Origin of the sequence: Streptomyces sp. NPDC050636, from assembly GCF_040654775.1 — a bacterium.
Lineage (GTDB): Bacteria > Actinomycetota > Actinomycetes > Streptomycetales > Streptomycetaceae > Streptomyces.
This window is the reverse complement of the sequence record NZ_JBFAIP010000012.1, coordinates 54,721-71,909: the sequence shown is the minus strand read 5'-3', so window position 1 is coordinate 71,909 and position 17,189 is coordinate 54,721. Positions and strand designations below refer to the sequence as shown.

Here is a 17,189-nt window from a genome sequence, read left to right as displayed (position 1 = left end):
CCCGGGCCCTTTCGTGTCGCCGTCACCCCGCAGGTCACCCGTCGGTGTGCACACGCACCGCCCGTTCACGGACCTGGTCCACCAACTCCAGCGTCGTCACGGCATCCGCACGCCACCGGGCCTCCTCCGGGCCGGCCGAAGCTCCGCCGCCGCGCACCGCTGCGGCGAAGTCCGCCACACACCGCAGATCCTGGGCGGCGGCCGGCAGCACGAACTGCTCGGTGTGGTCCTGCTCTTCCAACAGCAGGACCGGCCGGTACTGCGCGGACGGACTGAACGCCTGCTCCGTGCTGATGCGTGCCCGGCTGCCCCACAGTGAGTACCGCGCCCCGTAACTGTGCTCGAAACCGAAGTCGAGCGAGACGAGCACCCCCGCGTCGGAGGCGAGCAGTACCTGCCCGGACAGGTCCAGGCCGTCCGCCGCCCGGGTACGCAGAGTCGCCCCGGTCACCCGCAGTCCGCCGCCCAGAAACCGGATCGCCGTCCGCAGCGGATACACCCCCGCGTCCAGCAGCGCCCCGCCGCCGAGTTCCGGCGCGTAACGGATGTCCTCGCCGGGAAGCGGCGGAATGCAGAACGCCGCGTGCAGAGCGCGGAGTTCACCGATCCGGCCGGAGCTCAGCAGCTTCGCCGCCGCGTCATGCCGGGGATGGTGGAGGAACATGAAGTTCTCCCGGAGCACCAGGCCGGCCCGCTCGGCGAGCGTCACCAGCTCACGGGCCTCCCGGGCGGTCGTCGCCATCGGCTTCTCGACCAGCACGTGTTTGCCGGCCCGCAGCGCCCGCGCCGCCCACTCATGGTGCAGCGCGGCGGGCAACGGCACATAGACGGCATCGATGTCGTCACGGTCCAGCAGTGCCTCATAGCCGGACACGGCCGCGCACCCGAACCGGTCGGCGAACCGGCCGGCCCGCTCGGCGTCCCGCGAGGTCACCGCCACCAGCTCGATGTCCGGACACTCCGCCATCGCGGGCAGCACCCGCCGCCAGGCGATCGACGCCGCGCCCAGCACCCCCGTCCGCACCGGCCGGGCGGCCGTCATCGCAGGGTCCGCAGGGCCGCGACCAGCGTCCTGGCCTGGACGTTCACCTGGCTGCTGTACTTCAGCAGCTCATCCAACTGACGCTCGGACAGCCAGCGGAAGTCCGGCGTCTCCTCGACGCCTTCCCCGTCCTGCATCTCGACGATCAGATAGCGGCTCTGGGCGTGACGGAAACGGCCGCCCTCCTCGGAGAGCACGGTGTCGAAGCGGGTCCGCGCCACCCGGCGGTCCAACACCAGGTCCAGATACGGCGGTTGGGCCGCGGCCGGCAGGTGGGCGTAGTTCTCCGGCGTCCACTGCACGGTCGGCCCGAGTTCGACCACGTCCAGGAACCCCGGCTCCACCCGGGCGCTCATCAGCGCGTGCAGCACCCCGTCGATCCGTTTCACCAGCAGCGCCGCCAAGCCGTGCCCGTGCGGCTGGAGCAGCGGTTGCGACCAGACCGGGACCTCCCGGCTCCGGGAGCTGACGTTCACCGCCACGATGCTGAAGTAGCGGCCGCTCTCGTGCGACAGCGCGTCCGCCGACCGGTGCCATCCGGACACCTGGTTCAGCGGCAGCCGCTCGGTGACCACCTCGTGCTCGGCCCGGCGGCCGGTGAGCCAGCTGCGGATCTCGCGGTCGGTGTGCAGGGCGGCGGCCGGTTCGCCGCCGGTGCCCGCAGTGTGCCAATCGGGCAGGCAGGACAGCACGGTGCGCGCATCCATGTTGATCAGGCTCTCGTGGCCCAGCAGGGTGTGGAGCTGACCGAGGGTCAGCCAGCAGAAGTCCTCGCCGGCCTCCACACCGGGCCCGGCCTCGACGACCATGTTGCGGTTGCGCTTGCGGTGGAACCAGGCCCCCTGCTCGGACTGGAGCACGTCCGCCAGCACCCGGCCCGGCTCCGCCGACCGGAACGCGTCCAGATACGGCACGGCCGAACCGCCGTGCACCCGGGTGTAGTTGCTGCGGGTGGCCTGCACGGTGGGGGAGAGCTGAACCCCGTTGATGTTCCCCGGCTCCGACTTCGCCTGCATCAGACAGTGCAGTACGCCGTCGAACTCGCGCATCGCGATGCCGAGTATGCCGAACTCCGGCTGGCTGATGATGGGCTGCGTCCATTCGGCGACCGGGCCGAAGTCGGACCGTACCCGCAGCCCGTGGATGGCGAAGAACCGTCCGCTGGCGTGCCGGAGATCGCCGGTTGCCGGATCGAATCCCCACCGGTCCAGCTCGTCGAAGCGTATGCGCTCGACGTTCTGCGCGTGCTTCAGCCGGCGGTCCGCGAACCAGTCGAAGAAGTCGGCCGTGCTCGTCCGCACGCCCGCGGTGCACCGGGCGGACAGGGCCAGCCGGGACGACAGGCCGGGATCGGGCAGTCGCAGCCGACTCGCCGTGGCGGTCTGCGTCATCGCTGAATCCCCTCCAGGAAGGTGACCGCGGAGGCGGCCCCGTCCTCCCCGGCGAGCCGCCGGCCCAGCCGGGCGGCGGTGGCCGTCATCGCGGGATCGGTGGCCGCCGTGCGAAGGGCGGCGGCGAGAGCGTGCGCGGTGAGTTCGCGCTGTTTGAGCGGAGCGGGCGCCACGCCCAGCCGCTGCAGATGGTCGCCCCACATCATCTGGTTCACCTCGAATGGGCAGATGACCTGCGGAACGCCGGCCGTGAGCGCCGCGTTGTGGGCGCCGAGGGAGCCGGAGTTGACGGCTACGCGCACGCGCGGCAGCAGCCACTGGTAGGGCACCTCATCGAGGACGAGGACGTTCTCCGGCGGGTTGTCGATGTCGAGCGCGCCCCAGCCGGCGACGATGACCGCCCGGTATCCGGTCTGCCGTACGGCGTCCAGCACCAGACGCCGGGTGTGTTCGGGATCCGTGCCGACCGCGCTGCCGAAGCCGATGAAGACGGGCCGGTCGCCCTCCTCCAGGAAACGCACCAGCCGCTCCGGAGGCTGCCAGCCGGGGGCCGGTGGCAGATGCCAGAACCCGTCCGTGTGGACCGAGTCGGGCCAGTCGGAACCGGGCGGGAGGACGTGCGGACTGAACGAGTGCAGAACGGGCGTCGGGGTGCCGTCGGCGTCCTGCCGGAAGTCCAGGAAGCCTTCGCGCGGCGGCAGCCCGAGCGTGTGCTCGCGCCAGTGCGCGACCGCCTCGACGACCTCCGGCCCGAGGAAGGTCCTGACATCGGTCCTGCTGTGGTCCGCACGGTCCGAGAACACCGCCGACAGATGGCCGAACGAGGGATAGTCCCGTGACACGACGAAGTTCGGGTAGAGCGCCCCCAGGACATGCGGCACGCCCAGCTTCTCGGCGATCTGCGGGACCGCCTCACGGAAGGCGTGCGAGTGGATGACGACATCGGCACCGCCGGCCGCGGCCTCCCACATGTCCCGCAGCACGGCCGAGTAGAGCGGCAGCATCTCCTGGCGTATCGACGCCCGCTGCCTGTCGCGCTCCTCGGACGGGCGGTCACTGTTCACCTGAAGCTGCCGGATGTCGGCCCGGGACCGAATCCGCACCGCGCCGTCGTCCAACGGGGCGAATTCGACGCCGTATTCGGCCGCCAGCGGAGCAAAGAGACGAGGCGCCGCCAGCACGGCCTTGTGCCCCGCCAGGTCGAGGGCATACGCGAGAGCCAGATAAGGCTGTACATCGCCCCGATTTCCATAGCAGTAGACCAGTGCCTTCAATGTCGGTGCCTCCCGTGGTCGTCGGGTGGCCCACCCTTTCCATTGGTGCGCACAACGCGCAAGAGGCAGCTTCTTCCATACAGAACCGATCCAGCGTCCCGTACCGGTCCCGCACTAGCGTGACGGGAGCTTTGGGTCACACCGATGGGAGGACATGGGGCGTGAAAGCGTTGATATATTCCCATGGCAGTCGTGGGGATATGCAGCCGTATCTGGCGCTGGCCTATGCCCTCAACCAGGAGGGGCATTCGGCGACGCTTGTGGGGCCTCGTATGTACGGCTCCTGGGTCGCGGAATACGGTGTGGACTTCGCGCCGGTCAGCGATGAGGCGGTCAAACTCCACTCCCGGCCCGACGTCCGGGAGATACTCGTCAACAACGAACGGACCACGGACGCCTACCAAAAGGCCCGGGAGCGTATTTTCAACGAGGTATTTCCCACGCTCTATCCGGTGATGCTGAAAGAGATGTGGGACGCCGCGTCCGACGGCGCGGACATCGTGCTCCATTCGCACTCCTCACGGCAGGCCGTGCACCAGATCGCCGAGAAGCTGGGCGTTCCGCACGTACTCGCCAGCCTCTACCCGCACTTCGTGGCCTCCCGGCGCTATCCCGCGCAGGTCGGCACGTTCGAGGAGCGTCCGGACAACCTGGAACAGCACGCCAGGGCCAACGACAACCCCATCAAGGGGCCGCTGGCCGACCTGTTCGCCCGGTGGCGCACCGAAGTGCTGGGGCTTCCGCCGCGCGACGGGTTCCTGGACAACAGGTTCCGCGCCGACGGAACTCCGGCGCCCGTCCTGCACGGTTTCAGCCCGCATGTCGTCGAGCCGGCTGCCGACTGGCCCGAGTGGGTGCACACCACCGGCTTCTGGATGCTGCCCGGCACCCCGGGCTGGCGGCCCTCGGAGCGGCTCCTTCGCTTTCTCGACGACGGGGAGAAGCCCATCTTCCTCGGATTCGGCAGCCACTTGGGAATCGATCCGGAAAACACCGGCCGGGCAGTGGTGGAAGCGGTCCGCAGGACCGGACTCCGGGCGGTCGTCGTCACGGGCTGGGGCGGAGTCGTCATTCCCGACCCGCCCGAGAACATTCTCGTCGAAGCGGAGATCCCGTACGACTGGCTGTTTCCGAGGGTTCGTGCGGCGGTTCATCCGGGCGGCACCGGAACGCACAACGCGGCACTGAAGGCAGGCATCCCTCAGGTGATCTGCCCCTTCCAGAAGGAGGGCCTGATGTGGGCGAACCACCTGCATGAACTCGGTGTCGCACCCGCACCGGTCAAACACCGGGAACTCACCGCGGACACACTCGCCGCTGCCCTCCACCGGGCGGTGACCGACCCGGACATCGCCCGTACGGTCGCCGACCTGGCCGAGCGGACCGCTCCGGAAAACGGCGCCGAGAACGCGGTCCGTGTGATCGAGAAGATCGCGGCCTGAAGCAAGACCGCAGTCAGTGAACAGACAGAGAAACACACACAGGAAAAGGCGAGGACATGACCAATCCGTTCGAGAACGCCGAGGGCCGCTACCTGGTTCTGGTCAACGACGAGGGACAGCACTCCCTCTGGCCGAGCTTCGCCGAGGTACCCGCGGGCTGGGACGTCGCCCACACCGAGGACAGCCGCCAGGCGTGCCTCGACTACATCGAGGAGCACTGGACCGATATGCGCCCGCAGAGCCTGGTCCGCCAGATGGCGGGCTGACGTGCTCACCTCCCCCCTCACCTCATCCCTCACCTCCGCCCTGCCGGACACCGGCCCGGTGACGGTGGTGTGGGGGGAGACCGCGGCCGGCGACGAGCGGCGCGCCACCCACGCCGCACTCGTCGGCGCCGCGGCGGCGATCACGGGCGGCCCCGTCGGCCGCATCCGGCTGGAATACGAGCCCGGCGGCCGCCCCCGGCTGACCGGCCCGGCGGCCGGACTGCATGTGAGCCTCAGCCACAGCACGGGAGCCGGAGCGGTGGCCCTCAGCAGGCACCACCCGGTCGGCGTGGACGTCGAGACCGTACGACCGCTCCCCGCCGTACCGATGGCGCGTCGCTGGCTGGACGAGACGGCTGCGGACTGGGTCGCCCGCAGTCCCCGGCACGCCAGGATCCACGCCTTCCTGTGGCTGTGGACCCAGAAGGAAGCCATCGGCAAGGCACGCGGGCACGGCCTGCGCGACGGCGGCCTCACCCAGCGGATACCGCCGCCCCCCGAGGCCCCGCCGCTGCGGCCGGCAGGCCGGCTCCGGCCGCTGCCGGACGACCCGGGAACCGCCAGCGCGGTCCTGCCGGCCGGCTCCGCGCGTCACGTCCTGGCCGTGGCCGTCAGCGGCGGCTGACCCACGCAACCCCGTCAACGAACCCACCGCACGAAGGGAGGCCGGCCAGTGGCGGCGCACGTCCGTGACGAACGAGCCGGCCGCGGCGGCTGGCTGCGGCGGGTGGTCGGCTACTGTCTGCGGCACCGCGGCGGCATGCTGCTCTCGCTCGTCGGCGCGCTCGGCGCCACGGTCGTGGGCGTGGCCGTCCCGCTGATCACCAAGGTGGTCATCGACGACGTCATCGTCGGCTCCACCCGCCCGCTCGCGCCCTGGATCGCCCTGCTCCTGGCGGCTGCGGCCGGCGCGTACGTCCTGACGTTCCTGCGGCGCTACTTCGCGAGCCGGCTCGCCGCCGACGTCCAGCACGACATGCGGTCGGACCTGTTCCGCTCGCTCACCCGCCTGGACGGGTCACGCCAGGACGAACTGAGCACCGGTCAGCTCGTGGGACGCGCGACCAGCGACCTCACCATGGTCCACGGCCTGGTCTCGGTGGTGCCCGCCATGGTCACCAACATCGCCACCCTCGTGGCCGCGGTGACCGTGATGGGCGTGCTGTCCCCACGGCTCACCCTGGTCGCGCTCGCCATGGTCCCCACCCTGTGGTTCATCGCCCGCCGCAGCCAGCCCCGGATGCTGGCGGCCGCCTGGTACGCCCAGGACCAGGCGGCGGCCGTGGCCGGGGTGGTGGACGGCTCCGTCACGGGCATCCGGGTCGTCAAGGGCTTCGGCCAGGAACGACAGGAGATGGCCAAGCTGACCGCGGCGGCTCGGCGGCTGTTCGCCGGCCGGGTGCGTGTCCTGCGGCTCACCGCCCGCTATGAACCGATGCTCCAGGCCGTACCGGCGCTCGCCCAGGTGGGCATTCTGGCCTTCGGAGGATGGCTGGCGATCCGGGGCGAGCTCTCACTCGGCACCTTCGTCGCCTTCTCCGCCTATCTCACCCACCTCGTCGTTCCCCTGAACATGCTGGTGGGGCTGCTGACCGTGGGTCAGCAGGGCGTTGCCGCGATCAACCGGGTCCTCGACCTGGTCGACGCCCGGCCGGACCTGACCGAAGGCACCGGACGGCTGCCCGAAGGAGCGGCCGTCGCCGTCGAGTTCGACCGCGTCACCTTCGGATACGACCCGGACCGCCCCGTCCTGAACGACTTCTCCCTGCGGATCGAACCCGGCGAGACGGTCGCCGTCGTCGGGCGCCCCGGCTCCGGCAAGTCCACCCTCGCCCTTCTCCTCGGCAGGTTCTACGACGCCGCCGAGGGATCCGTACGGGTCGGCGACGTCGACGTACGCGACCTCACCTACGACTCCCTGCGCAGCATCCTGGGCCTGGTCCCCGAGGAGACGTTCCTCTTCTCCGGCAGCATCCGCGACAACATCGCGTACGGCCGCCCCGACGCGACCGACGCCGAGATACGCGCCGCCGCACGCGTCGCTCAGGCCGACGGATTCATCTCGGCCCTCCCGCACGGCTACGACACTCCCACCGGCGAACGCGGCCAGGCCCTTTCCGGCGGTCAGCGCCAGCGCACCGCCCTCGCCCGCGCACTGCTCACCGAGCCGCGCCTGCTGGTGCTGGACGATGCGATGTCCGCCGTCGACACCCGCGTAGAGGCGGCCATCCAAGACGGGCTGCGCGACCTGACCACGCCACGGACGACGCTGATCGTGGCCCGGCGGAAATCGACCCTCGCCATGGCGGACCGCATCGCCGTCCTGGACCGCGGACGACTGGCCGACCTGGGCACCCGCGAAGAACTCCTGGCCCGCTGCGCCCTCTTCCGTGACCTCTTCCACGGCTCGGGAGCCGATGCCGAGGACACGGTCCACGACCACGCGGACCCGCTCACCACCTCCGAACCGCGCCGCCGCGACCGGCACCCGGTGTCCGGCCGGCACCGCAGGGGTGGCCGGCACCGGAGGAGCGCCCGGTCCGGGCCGGCCGCCCCCGCACACGCGCCCGACGTGGACGAGGCCGCAGCCGCCCGCGACACCGGAGGCGCATTCGGCCTGCGCGACCTGCTGCGCGGCTTCCGACTCCCGATCACCCTCGGCCTGTTGATGGTCGCCGCCGACGCGGTGGGCGGACTGACCCAGCCCTACGCCGTCCGGCAGGGCATCGAAGCCTCCGTCAGCGCGTCACCCACCGCCCTGTGGATCTCCTGCACCGGGGCCCTGCTGATCATCCTGCTCCGCTGGGCGGCCCAGTGGGGATCCCACCGGGTGACCGGACGTACCGGTGAGCGCATGCTGTACGCCCTGCGCATCCGGGTCTTCGCCCAGCTGCACCGGCTCGGTCTCGACCACTACGAGAAGGAGGCGGCCGGCCGCACCATGACCCGGATGACCACGGACGTCGACTCCCTGTCCGCGTTCCTGCAGACCGGGCTCATCGCTTTCCTGGTCAGCCTGCTCACCCTGGCCGGCGTCATGGTGGCCCTGCTGCTCGCGGACCCCTGGATGCTGCTGGTCGTCGTGCTGGCGCTGCCCGCCCTGTACGCCGCCACGGCGGTGTTCCGCAAGCGGTCCGTACAGGCGTACCGGCTGGCCCGGGAGCGGACCGCGGTCGTCAACGGCACCCTTCAGGAGTCCGCCGCCGGCATGCGCCTGGCGCAGGCGTTCCGCCGTGAGGACGCCACCGTACGGCGGTTCACCGAGCACAGCGATGCCTACCGCCAGGCACGGGTGCGGTCCCAGTACCTGATGGCCTTGTACTTCCCGCTCATCGAGTTCGTCGGTGCCGTGGTGGCCGCGCTGGTCCTGGCCTTCGGCGCCGGACGCGTCGCCGACGGATCGATGGCCATCGGCACACTCGTGGCGTATCTGCTCTACCTGGAACTGTTCTTCACCCCCGTGCAGCAGCTCTCCCAGCTCTTCGACAGCTACCAGCAGGCGGCGGTGTCCCTGGGCCGGGTCAAGGAAATGCTCGAACTGCGCAGCAGCACCCCCGAGCCCGGCGCTCCCCGCGAAGTCCGGCGGCTGCGCGGTGAGATCGTCTTCGACGATGTGCACTTCCGCTACGGCACCGGCGGGGGAGCGGCAGGGTCACCCGGCCTCAGCGGCGTCACTCTGCGCATCCCCGCCGGCCAGCGCGTCGCCTTCGTCGGCGAGACCGGAGCCGGCAAGTCCACCCTGGTGAAACTGGCCGCCCGGTTCTACGACCCGACCGCCGGCGCGGTCCTCGTGGACGGCGCCGACCTCCGGGAACTCGACCTGACCGGCTTCCGGCAGCGGCTCGGCGTCGTACCTCAGGAGTCCCACCTGTTCGCCGGAACCGTCCGGGACGCCATCGCGTACGGACGCATGGACGCCACCGACACCGAAGTCGAGGAGGCGGCCCGGCAGACCGGCGCCCACCAGGTCATCGCAGGTCTCGACGGCGGCTACCAGCACAGGATCACCGAAGGCGGCGGCAATCTCTCCGTCGGGCAGCGGCAGTTGATCGCCCTGGCCAGGGCCCAGCTGGTGGAACCGGACATCCTGCTGCTGGACGAGGCCACCTCCGCCCTGGACCCGGCGACCGAAGCACTGGTCAACCACGCCACCGACCGGCTTACCACACGCCGCACGGCGCTGATCGTCGCCCACCGGCTGGCCGTGGCCGCCCGCGCCGACCGCATCGTCGTCCTCGACCAGGGACGGGTCAGCGAGGACGGCACCCACGACGAACTCCTGGCGCTGGGCGGGCTGTACGCCAGGCTCTGGCGCGCCCACGAGGCGCGGCCGGCCCCCGCCCCCACGTACGTCCCGGCCCTCACCACATCCACCACCGGGCTCCAGACGCAAGGAAGGCTCCTATGACCACCCACCAGCGCATCGTCCTGGCCGAGCCCCGAGGGTTCTGCGCGGGCGTACGCCGTGCCATCGGCATCGTGGAGCGCGCCCTGGACCTGCACGGCGCACCTGTCTATGTGCGCAAGGAGATCGTGCACAACCATCACATCGTCGGAGAGCTGGAGAAACGCGGCGCGGTCTTCGTGGACAGCGAGGACGAGGTGCCCGAGGGCGCCGTGTGTGTCTTCTCCGCGCACGGCGTCTCTCCGGCAGTACGGGCCGGAGCGGCCGGGCGCAGGCTGGAGGTCATCGACGCCACCTGCCCGCTGGTGGCCAAGGTGCACCAGGAAGCCGTGCGGTTCGCCCGCGACGGCCGGACCGTCCTGCTGGTCGGGCACGAGCACCACGAGGAGGTCGAGGGCGTCCGGGGAGAGGCACCCGAGCAGACGATCGTCGTCGAGACCCAGGAGGACGTCGAACGGCTCGACCTGCCCGACGACACCCCCGTCGCCTATCTCACCCAGACCACCCTGTCGTTCGATGAGACCGCACGGGTCGTCGACGCCCTGCACCGCCGGTTCAGCGACATCGTCGGGCCGCACGGCGATGACATCTGCTACGCCAGCCAGAACCGGCAGAACGCCGTGAAGTCCCTGGCCCGCGACAACGACCTGGTCCTCGTGGTCGGTTCACGCAACTCCAGCAACTCCATCCGCATGGTGGAAGTGGCACGCGAACACGGCTGCGCCGCCCACCTGGTGCCCGACGCGAGCCATCTGGACGAGCGCTGGCTGGAGTCGGTGTCCAGCATCGGCATCAGCTCCGGGGCCAGTGCCCCCGAAGTCCTGGTTCGCGGCCTGGTGGAACGGATCACCTCGCTCGGCCACACCGAGGTCCACGTGGACACCGGCGCCACCGAGGACGTCGTCTTCGCCATGCCCGCCCGGCTCGCCGACCCGGTCACCGGCCGCGTCCCGCGAACCCCTCTGGCCGACGAGGCCCGTTGACGACCAGCAAGGGAAGTGTCATGCCGCCACTTGAGTCGATACACGGACCGGCCGATGTGCGGGCCCTGAGCCCGGCCGCCGCACAGGAACTCGTCCCGCACATCAGACGGTTCCTGGTGGAGAAGGTCTGCCGCACCGGCGGACACCTGGGTCCCAACCTGGGCGTGGTCGAACTGACCATCGCCCTGCACCGGGTCTTCGAGTCCCCGCGGGACACCATCCTCTGGGACACCGGCCACCAGACGTACGTACACAAGATCCTCACCGGCCGTGCCGCGGCGTTCGACACACTGCGGCAGCCCGACGGCCTCTCCGGCTACCCCTCCCGGTCCGAGTCCGAGCACGACGTCATCGAGAACTCCCATGCCTCGACGGTCCTGTCGTACGCCGACGGACTGGCCAAGGCTCATCACCTCCGGGGCGTCACCGACCGCGCGGTGGTCGCCGTCATCGGCGACGGCGCCCTCAGCGGAGGCATGGCCTGGGAGGCCCTCAACAACATCGCCGCCGCACCGCACCGCCCGGTGGTCGTCGTGCTCAACGACAACACCCGCTCGTACGCACCCACCATCGGCGGCATCGCCGACCACCTGGCCCGGCTGCGCGCCGGAGACCGCACCCCCCTGTTCGAGGACCTGGGCCTGGCCTACTCCGGCCCGGTCGACGGCCATGACATCGGCGCGCTCGAAGCGGCGCTGCGTGACGCCGCCGCGCTCCGCCGCCCCGTCGTCGTCCACTGCGTCACCGAGAAGGGCCGCGGATACGCCCCGGCCGAACAGGACGAGGCCGACCGCTTCCACGCGGTGCGTGCCACCCCCGCGGCCGGCACCGCCCAGGACCGTACCCCGTCGCCCTCGTGGACCTCGGTGTTCGGGGAGGAACTCGCCGAACTCGGAGCCCGGCGCCCGGACATCGCCGCCATCACCGCGGCCATGCTGAGGCCGACCGGACTCGCCGAGTTCGCCCGGCGCTTCCCCGAGCGCACCTTCGACGTGGGCATCGCCGAGCAGCACGCCGTCACGTCGGCCGCCGGCCTCGCACTGGGCGGCATGCACCCCGTGGTGGCGGTGTACGCGACCTTCCTCAACCGGGCCTTCGACCAGCTCCTGATGGACGTCGCCCTGCACCGCGCGCCGGTGACCTTCATCCTGGACCGGTCCGGCGTGACCGGCGACGACGGCGCCTCCCACAACGGCATGTGGGACCTGTCGCTGTTCCAACTGGTACCCGGACTGCGCGTGGCGGCCCCCCGCGACGGCGTCACCCTGCGCCGGGCCCTGCGCGAAGCCGTCGACGTCACCACCGGCCCCACCGCCATCCGCTTCCCCAAGGGCACGGTCAGCGCGGCCGTCCCCGCCGTCGATTCGGTCGCCGGCATGGACGTACTCCACCGAACGGGCTCGCCCGACGTACTCCTCGTCTCCATCGGCACCATGGCCGGCGCCTGCCTGGACGCCGCACAGCGCCTGACCGACTACGGCGTCGGCGTCACCGTCATCGACCCCCGCTGGATCAAGCCCGTCGCTCCCGCCCTGGTCGAACTGGGGCTGAGCCACCGGACCGTCCTCACCGTCGAGGACAGCGGCCGCGCCGGCGGAACCGGCGCCGCCGTCGCCCAGGCGATGGCCGACGCCGGCGCCCCGACGCCCGTACGCAATCTCGGTGTGCCCCAACGGTTCCTCCCGCACGGCAGACGCGAGGACATCCTCGCCCGCAGCGGTCTGACGGGGCAGGGCATCTTCCGCTCCGCTGTCGAGGCCCTGACCTGCCACGAAGCAACCGCCACGGCCGGCGCCGAACGCTAGCCCGGCCCGCCGGCCCGCCCGTCACCACACCACGCAGAAGGAAGAGGAAAGGGACATCATGACGGTCGCACTCGGTATCCCGCCGATACCGCCGACAACGCTGGGGACCCGCCGCAGAACCCGCCAGCTCCAGGTGGGCCAGGTCGGGGTCGGCAGCGATTCCCCGATCGCCGTCCAGTCCATGACGACCACCGTCACCGCCGACGTCAACGCGACGCTCCAGCAGATCGCCGAACTGTCGGCGGCCGGCTGCGACATCGTGCGTGTCGCCTGCCCGTCGCAGGACGACGCGGACGCTCTGGCCGCCATCGCCACCAAGTCGCCCATCCCTGTGATCGCCGACATCCACTTCCAGCCCCGGTACGTCTTCGCGGCGATCGAGGCCGGATGCGCGGCGATCCGGGTCAACCCGGGCAACATCAAGAAGTTCGACGACCGGGTCAAGGACATCGCACGGGCCGCCAACGACCATTCCACCCCCATCAGGATCGGCGTCAACGCCGGCTCCCTCGACGCCCGCCTGCTGGCCAAGCACGGCAAGGCCACCCCCGAGGCCCTGGTCGAATCCGCCCTGTGGGAGGCCTCGCTCTTCGCCGAACACGACTTCCACGACCTGAAGATCTCCGTCAAGCACAACGACCCCGTCGTCATGGTCCGCGCGTACGAACTGCTCGCCGAAGCCTGTGACTACCCCCTCCACCTCGGCGTCACCGAGGCCGGTCCCGCCTTCCAGGGCACGATCAAGTCCGCCGTGGCCTTCGGCGCGCTGCTGCGCCAGGGCATCGGGGACACCATCCGGGTCTCCCTCTCGGCTCCTCCGGTGGAGGAGGTCAAGGTCGGCATCCAGATCCTCCAGGCGCTCAACCTGCGCCCGCGCAAGCTCGACATCGTCTCCTGCCCCTCGTGCGGCCGCGCCCAGGTGGACGTCTACAAGCTCGCGGCCGAGGTCACCGCCGCCCTGGACGGCATGGACATCCCGCTGCGCGTCGCCGTCATGGGCTGCGTCGTCAACGGCCCTGGCGAGGCACGCGAAGCCGACCTCGGCGTGGCCTCCGGAAACGGCAAGGGCCAGATCTTCGTCAAGGGCGAAGTGGTCCGTACGGTCCCGGAATCCCGGATCGCGGAAACCCTGATCGAAGAGGCCCTCCGACTCGCCGAATCCGGCGCGATCACCACGGACGACCGATAGCGGCTGGGCACACTCCTCAAGAACCTTGCGGAGTCTCAGACATGAATGCGCGTCATCGCCCTTGCCGTCGCGGCGAGTTCGGGAAGCGTGCCGGCGAACGTCGGGAACAGCTGAAGGCAGACGGCCCAGGCTTCGACGTCCGTGGCCAGATGCTCCTGGGCGAGGGCTGCGGCCCGGTCACGGACGGGCAGCCGGCCCCTTTCGGCGGTTCGGTCATCGGCGTACCGGCGCAGGTGGTCGAGGGCTGCCCGGGCGGGGGCCGCGTGGGTCAGGAGGTCCTCAAGGGTGAGCGTGCCGCGCTTCAGGGCGCGGCCCATCCAGTCCGCTTCGGACTGCGGGGTGCGGCCCAGAGCCGCCATCAGCAGTTCGCGCGGGCAGTCCAAGTGGCGGACCAGTTCGTCCAGAAGACCGGTGGGGAGGGTGCCGGCGCGGTGGGCTGCCACGAGTGCCGACCAGGGCGGCTCGATGCCCTCGGCGAGGAGCAGGCGCAACCGCACCTCGGGCCTGGTGCTCGGCGGCTTGGTGAGGAACTCCATGAGCTTGGCCGGCGACTCCTCCTCGGCGAGCCGGGCGCGCAGCCGCTCCAGGCCGTCCGGGGCGTCGAGGGCCCGCTCGGTCCACCGCCGTAGACGCACCGGGAGGCGGTCCCTGGCCAGCAACTCCCGTACGGCATCCGGGCCGCCGCGCTCCCATACGGCGGTCAGCAGCCGGGCCCGGGTGGCCGGTACCCGCAGCCGCAACCGGCCGAGGATCGTCCGGGCCACGCCGAGGTCGCCGGATTCCACGCCGGAGACGAGCCAGCGGCGGTAGCGTCCGACGCCGATCTCCGCCAGCACTCTGAGGAGCTCCTCGGGGACCGTGCGGGTGCCGCCGCCCCGCAGCCGTCCGGCCAGCATCCGTTCCCGCTCGGCCCCCTGGATACCGGCGTAACGGAACAACTGGGCGTCCACCGCCGGTTCGTCGAGATCCAGGAGCCAGGTCAGCTTCTCGGCGGAGAGGCCGTCCGCGGCGGCCATCGCGACCTGCGCGGCGACCCCATGCGCGGCCACCACCGCGTCGCGGACCGCCGGAGACGGATCGCCGTCCACGAGGAGCTGCTGTACGGCCAGCGCGTCGAAGTACGGGACGACGGCAATCTGCACCTCGTCTGAGGCGCACTGGAGCAAGTCGAGGAACGCCTTCCGGTTGGGCTCGGGGTAGGCGGCCGGAAATTCCGCCTCCCGCGGCCGTGGCCAGTCGGCGTAGCGCTTCCTGCGGGTGGCCGTCGAGGCGGCGTCCGCGATCAGCTCGGCGACGCTGCTCCCGGGGGAGCGCCCCATCCGGGCGTAGCACGTCAGCCAGTTGACGGGGTCCGTGCCGAGCCGGGTGAGCAGCCCGGCGAGGGCTTTGCGGGTCGGTTCATGGTCGTACGGCAGCGCGCGCAACACCTCGTCCACCGGCCTCACCTCGGTCAGGACCCGGTCCACGGGCAACCAGCCCTCGCGGATGCCGCGACCGAGGACATCGTCGAGGAACACCCGGTGTGCCTCTCCGGGCTCCGCAAGTGCCTCGAAGGGCAGCTTGGCGGCGAGCCGTGCGGTGTTTCCCGGGACGTCCTGGAAGCTCTCCATCACCAGATCGGCGGGGCAGCCCTCCCATTGGACGAGCCGGAGCAGCCGGCTGCCCTCCCGATGGTCCGGCGTACGGCGGGTCTCCTCGCCGAAGGGGAGGCGCTTGTGCTCGCGTCGGATCAGGTCCCAGTCGAGGCCGTCGGGCTTCGCCGAAGGGGCGTTGCCGTGGCGGAGTTCCAGCAGGGTGCGCACCTGGGCCGGATCGGTCCACTCCCCGGCGGGCCGGCGCTCCCTCAGGAAGCCCTCCGGGTCGGTGGCGGCCGCGGCCTGCCGCAACAGGTCCAGCAGCCCGGGGTGCCCGAGATCGGCCAGCTGCGGGATCTTCTCGACGCCGCGGAGGAACGACGCGATCCCTGCGCCGCCCGCCAGCTCCGCCATGGTGATACAGCCGTCCAGGAAGACCGGCGGGGGCAGATGCGGACCGAGCCTTACGACGGAATGAGCGACCAGCTCGGCGAGCCCACAGGTCAGGGTCAGGAGGAAGGTGGGGGCGGTGCCCTCGTCCTGGAGCACCGTGACCAGGCCGTCGTCGCCGAACCAGCGGTCGTCCGTCGGGTCGGCGGCGCGCAGCACAACCGACACGAGGTTGTCCTTCGCTCTCTCGGTGAGCCCCGAGCCGGGGCGGTTCAGCGCACTCCACACCGCGCGGCCGACCAGCGGATCGCCGGTTTCCGCCGCCGCTATGAGGAACTCCTCGGGATCGGCGTTCAATGCTGCCCGCAGCCCCGCCGCGTCCGGACCGGCCAGCTCCGCCACGATCCCCTCCGGGAGCCCGAACCGGTCGGTGAGGGCGGCCAGCAGCTCCGGGCGCAGCCGCTCGGCGAGCGCATCGGCGGTGGCCCGGTCGGCGAGGTGCAGAGCGAGGCCGAGCGCGGAGCGGGAGCTGTCGGTCACGGTGGCGGATCCCTTCATGGAGCGGTCGAGCGGTACACAGACGTCCTAGACATCGACCGGCCTACACATCGACCGGCCTACACAACGACTGGCCTAGACATCGACCGGCCAGACATCGATCCGTACGCAATCGATCGTGACACGCCCCACTGACAACGCCCTCGGACAGCCCCCGGACCCACCCCACCCCCACCCTTGCGTCTAGAAGCCCCCGTCGCGCTCGACGTTGGCGACCATCGTGCGCAGCACCCTGAGCGCGGCCACGTACTCCTCGTCGCTGATGCCCTTGTGGACCACGGCGCGCAGCTCGGTCACCAGCTCGCGCAGCCGCAGCCTGGCAGCCTCCCCGGCGTCGGTGAGGTGCAGGCGCTGCCCGGTGTCGAGCCGAAGCCAGTCGCGGTGAAGCAGCTGGTCGACGACCCGCGCGATATCGTGCGGCCCGTCCGCGAGGGGGGTCAGTTGGGTGGCCACCTCCGCACGGCTCGGCGCCGTGGGCCAGGCGTTCACACAGTTGAGTACCCAGTACTGCGGCTGTGTGACGTCGATCCTGGCCATGGCGTCCCGCAGGTGCCGGGTGACGGTCGTGTGGGCCAGACCGCTCCAGTAGCCGATGGGCTGGCCGGCCAGCATGTCGTCGGTGACAGCCGGATCGGCCGGCGCCTGGTCGGTGATGCCGCCGGTTATCGGTTTCATGATCGTGACGCTACCTCGCCGTAGGGATGCCGGGCGCGCCGGCGATCGCCCTGGCGATTATTTGGCGGTGACACATCAAAAATCATGAGGTGCCTCGCTTGCTCTCTTCAGGGTGGCGTGTCTCAATGGTCAGCGATTCAGGTTGCTGACCATTCGTCAGTTCCACCCGCACGTCCACACACGATGGATGGTCGG

At 70.9% G+C, this 17,189-nt stretch carries 12 protein-coding genes; 7 read left to right on the top strand and 5 right to left on the bottom strand.

The annotated features are described in order from the left end of the window. Window positions 1–34: 34 nt before the first annotated feature. The 3 genes from AB0I10_RS13545 to AB0I10_RS13535 are packed head-to-tail and all read right to left on the bottom strand — an operon-like array spanning window position 35 to window position 3,707. Window positions 35–1,042, bottom strand: coding sequence for a Gfo/Idh/MocA family oxidoreductase (locus AB0I10_RS13545; protein WP_363152588.1), 1,008 nt, complete (start codon window positions 1,040–1,042; stop codon window positions 35–37). After that, window positions 1,039–2,433, bottom strand: a complete 1,395-nt coding sequence (locus AB0I10_RS13540; RefSeq protein WP_363152587.1) for an NDP-hexose 2,3-dehydratase family protein — start codon at window positions 2,431–2,433, stop codon at window positions 1,039–1,041. Before AB0I10_RS13540 ends, AB0I10_RS13545 begins: the two co-directional genes overlap by 4 nt. Next, complete coding sequence (locus AB0I10_RS13535) at window positions 2,430–3,707, bottom strand: glycosyltransferase (RefSeq protein ID WP_363152586.1); 1,278 nt, start codon at window positions 3,705–3,707, stop codon at window positions 2,430–2,432. The genes AB0I10_RS13540 and AB0I10_RS13535 overlap by 4 nt, the downstream gene beginning before the upstream one ends. On the opposite strand from AB0I10_RS13535, the gene AB0I10_RS13530 reads away from it, so the two are divergent. From AB0I10_RS13530 to ispG, 7 genes are read left to right on the top strand one after another with little or no spacing between them, the layout of a single operon-like run. Continuing rightward, window positions 3,707–5,149, top strand: coding sequence for a glycosyltransferase (locus tag AB0I10_RS13530; protein WP_363152585.1), 1,443 nt, complete (start codon window positions 3,707–3,709; stop codon window positions 5,147–5,149). The genes AB0I10_RS13535 and AB0I10_RS13530 overlap by 1 nt on opposite strands. Before the next feature lie 56 nt (window positions 5,150–5,205). Continuing rightward, window positions 5,206–5,415 (top strand): MbtH family protein, encoded by a 210-nt coding sequence (locus tag AB0I10_RS13525; RefSeq protein WP_363152584.1) that lies wholly within the window; start codon window positions 5,206–5,208, stop codon window positions 5,413–5,415. A 1-nt stretch (window position 5,416) separates the two neighbouring features. Next, the gene (locus AB0I10_RS13520; protein ID WP_363152583.1) at window positions 5,417–6,040 is read left to right on the top strand and encodes a 4'-phosphopantetheinyl transferase superfamily protein; all 624 of its coding nucleotides are present in this window, start codon (window positions 5,417–5,419) and stop codon (window positions 6,038–6,040) included. A gap of 48 nt (window positions 6,041–6,088) precedes the next feature. Then, on the top strand, window positions 6,089–9,823 hold the full coding sequence (locus tag AB0I10_RS13515) for an ABC transporter ATP-binding protein (RefSeq protein WP_363152582.1): 3,735 nt from the start codon (window positions 6,089–6,091) through the stop codon (window positions 9,821–9,823). Beyond that, complete coding sequence (locus AB0I10_RS13510) at window positions 9,820–10,803, top strand: 4-hydroxy-3-methylbut-2-enyl diphosphate reductase (protein ID WP_363152581.1); 984 nt, start codon at window positions 9,820–9,822, stop codon at window positions 10,801–10,803. Before AB0I10_RS13515 ends, AB0I10_RS13510 begins: the two co-directional genes overlap by 4 nt. Window positions 10,804–10,823: 20 nt before the next feature. Beyond that, a complete protein-coding gene (locus AB0I10_RS13505; protein ID WP_363152580.1) occupies window positions 10,824–12,608 on the top strand; it encodes a 1-deoxy-D-xylulose-5-phosphate synthase in 1,785 nt (594 codons plus the stop codon). 55 nt (window positions 12,609–12,663) lie between these two features. Next, complete coding sequence (gene ispG, locus AB0I10_RS13500; RefSeq protein WP_363152618.1) at window positions 12,664–13,797, top strand: flavodoxin-dependent (E)-4-hydroxy-3-methylbut-2-enyl-diphosphate synthase; 1,134 nt, start codon at window positions 12,664–12,666, stop codon at window positions 13,795–13,797. A gap of 35 nt (window positions 13,798–13,832) precedes the next feature. On the opposite strand, the gene AB0I10_RS13495 is transcribed toward ispG, so the two are convergent. Both AB0I10_RS13495 and AB0I10_RS13490 read right to left on the bottom strand, forming a co-directional pair. Beyond that, on the bottom strand, window positions 13,833–16,301 hold the full coding sequence (locus AB0I10_RS13495) for a hypothetical protein (RefSeq protein ID WP_363152579.1): 2,469 nt from the start codon (window positions 16,299–16,301) through the stop codon (window positions 13,833–13,835). A gap of 201 nt (window positions 16,302–16,502) precedes the next feature. Beyond that, window positions 16,503–16,994 (bottom strand): MarR family winged helix-turn-helix transcriptional regulator, encoded by a 492-nt coding sequence (locus AB0I10_RS13490; RefSeq protein ID WP_363152578.1) that lies wholly within the window; start codon window positions 16,992–16,994, stop codon window positions 16,503–16,505. Window positions 16,995–17,189: the final 195 nt, after the last annotated feature.

Coding starts and splice junctions, on each gene's coding strand:
- AB0I10_RS13545 (WP_363152588.1), bottom strand. CDS start 1,042: ATGACGGCCGCCCGGCCGGTGCGGACGGGGGTGCTGGGCGCGGCGTCG.
- AB0I10_RS13540 (WP_363152587.1), bottom strand. CDS start 2,433: ATGACGCAGACCGCCACGGCGAGTCGGCTGCGACTGCCCGATCCCGGC.
- AB0I10_RS13530 (WP_363152585.1), top strand. CDS start 3,707: ATGTCGGTGCCTCCCGTGGTCGTCGGGTGGCCCACCCTTTCCATTGGT.
- AB0I10_RS13525 (WP_363152584.1), top strand. CDS start 5,206: ATGACCAATCCGTTCGAGAACGCCGAGGGCCGCTACCTGGTTCTGGTC.
- AB0I10_RS13510 (WP_363152581.1), top strand. CDS start 9,820: ATGACCACCCACCAGCGCATCGTCCTGGCCGAGCCCCGAGGGTTCTGC.
- AB0I10_RS13505 (WP_363152580.1), top strand. CDS start 10,824: ATGCCGCCACTTGAGTCGATACACGGACCGGCCGATGTGCGGGCCCTG.
- AB0I10_RS13490 (WP_363152578.1), bottom strand. CDS start 16,994: ATGAAACCGATAACCGGCGGCATCACCGACCAGGCGCCGGCCGATCCG.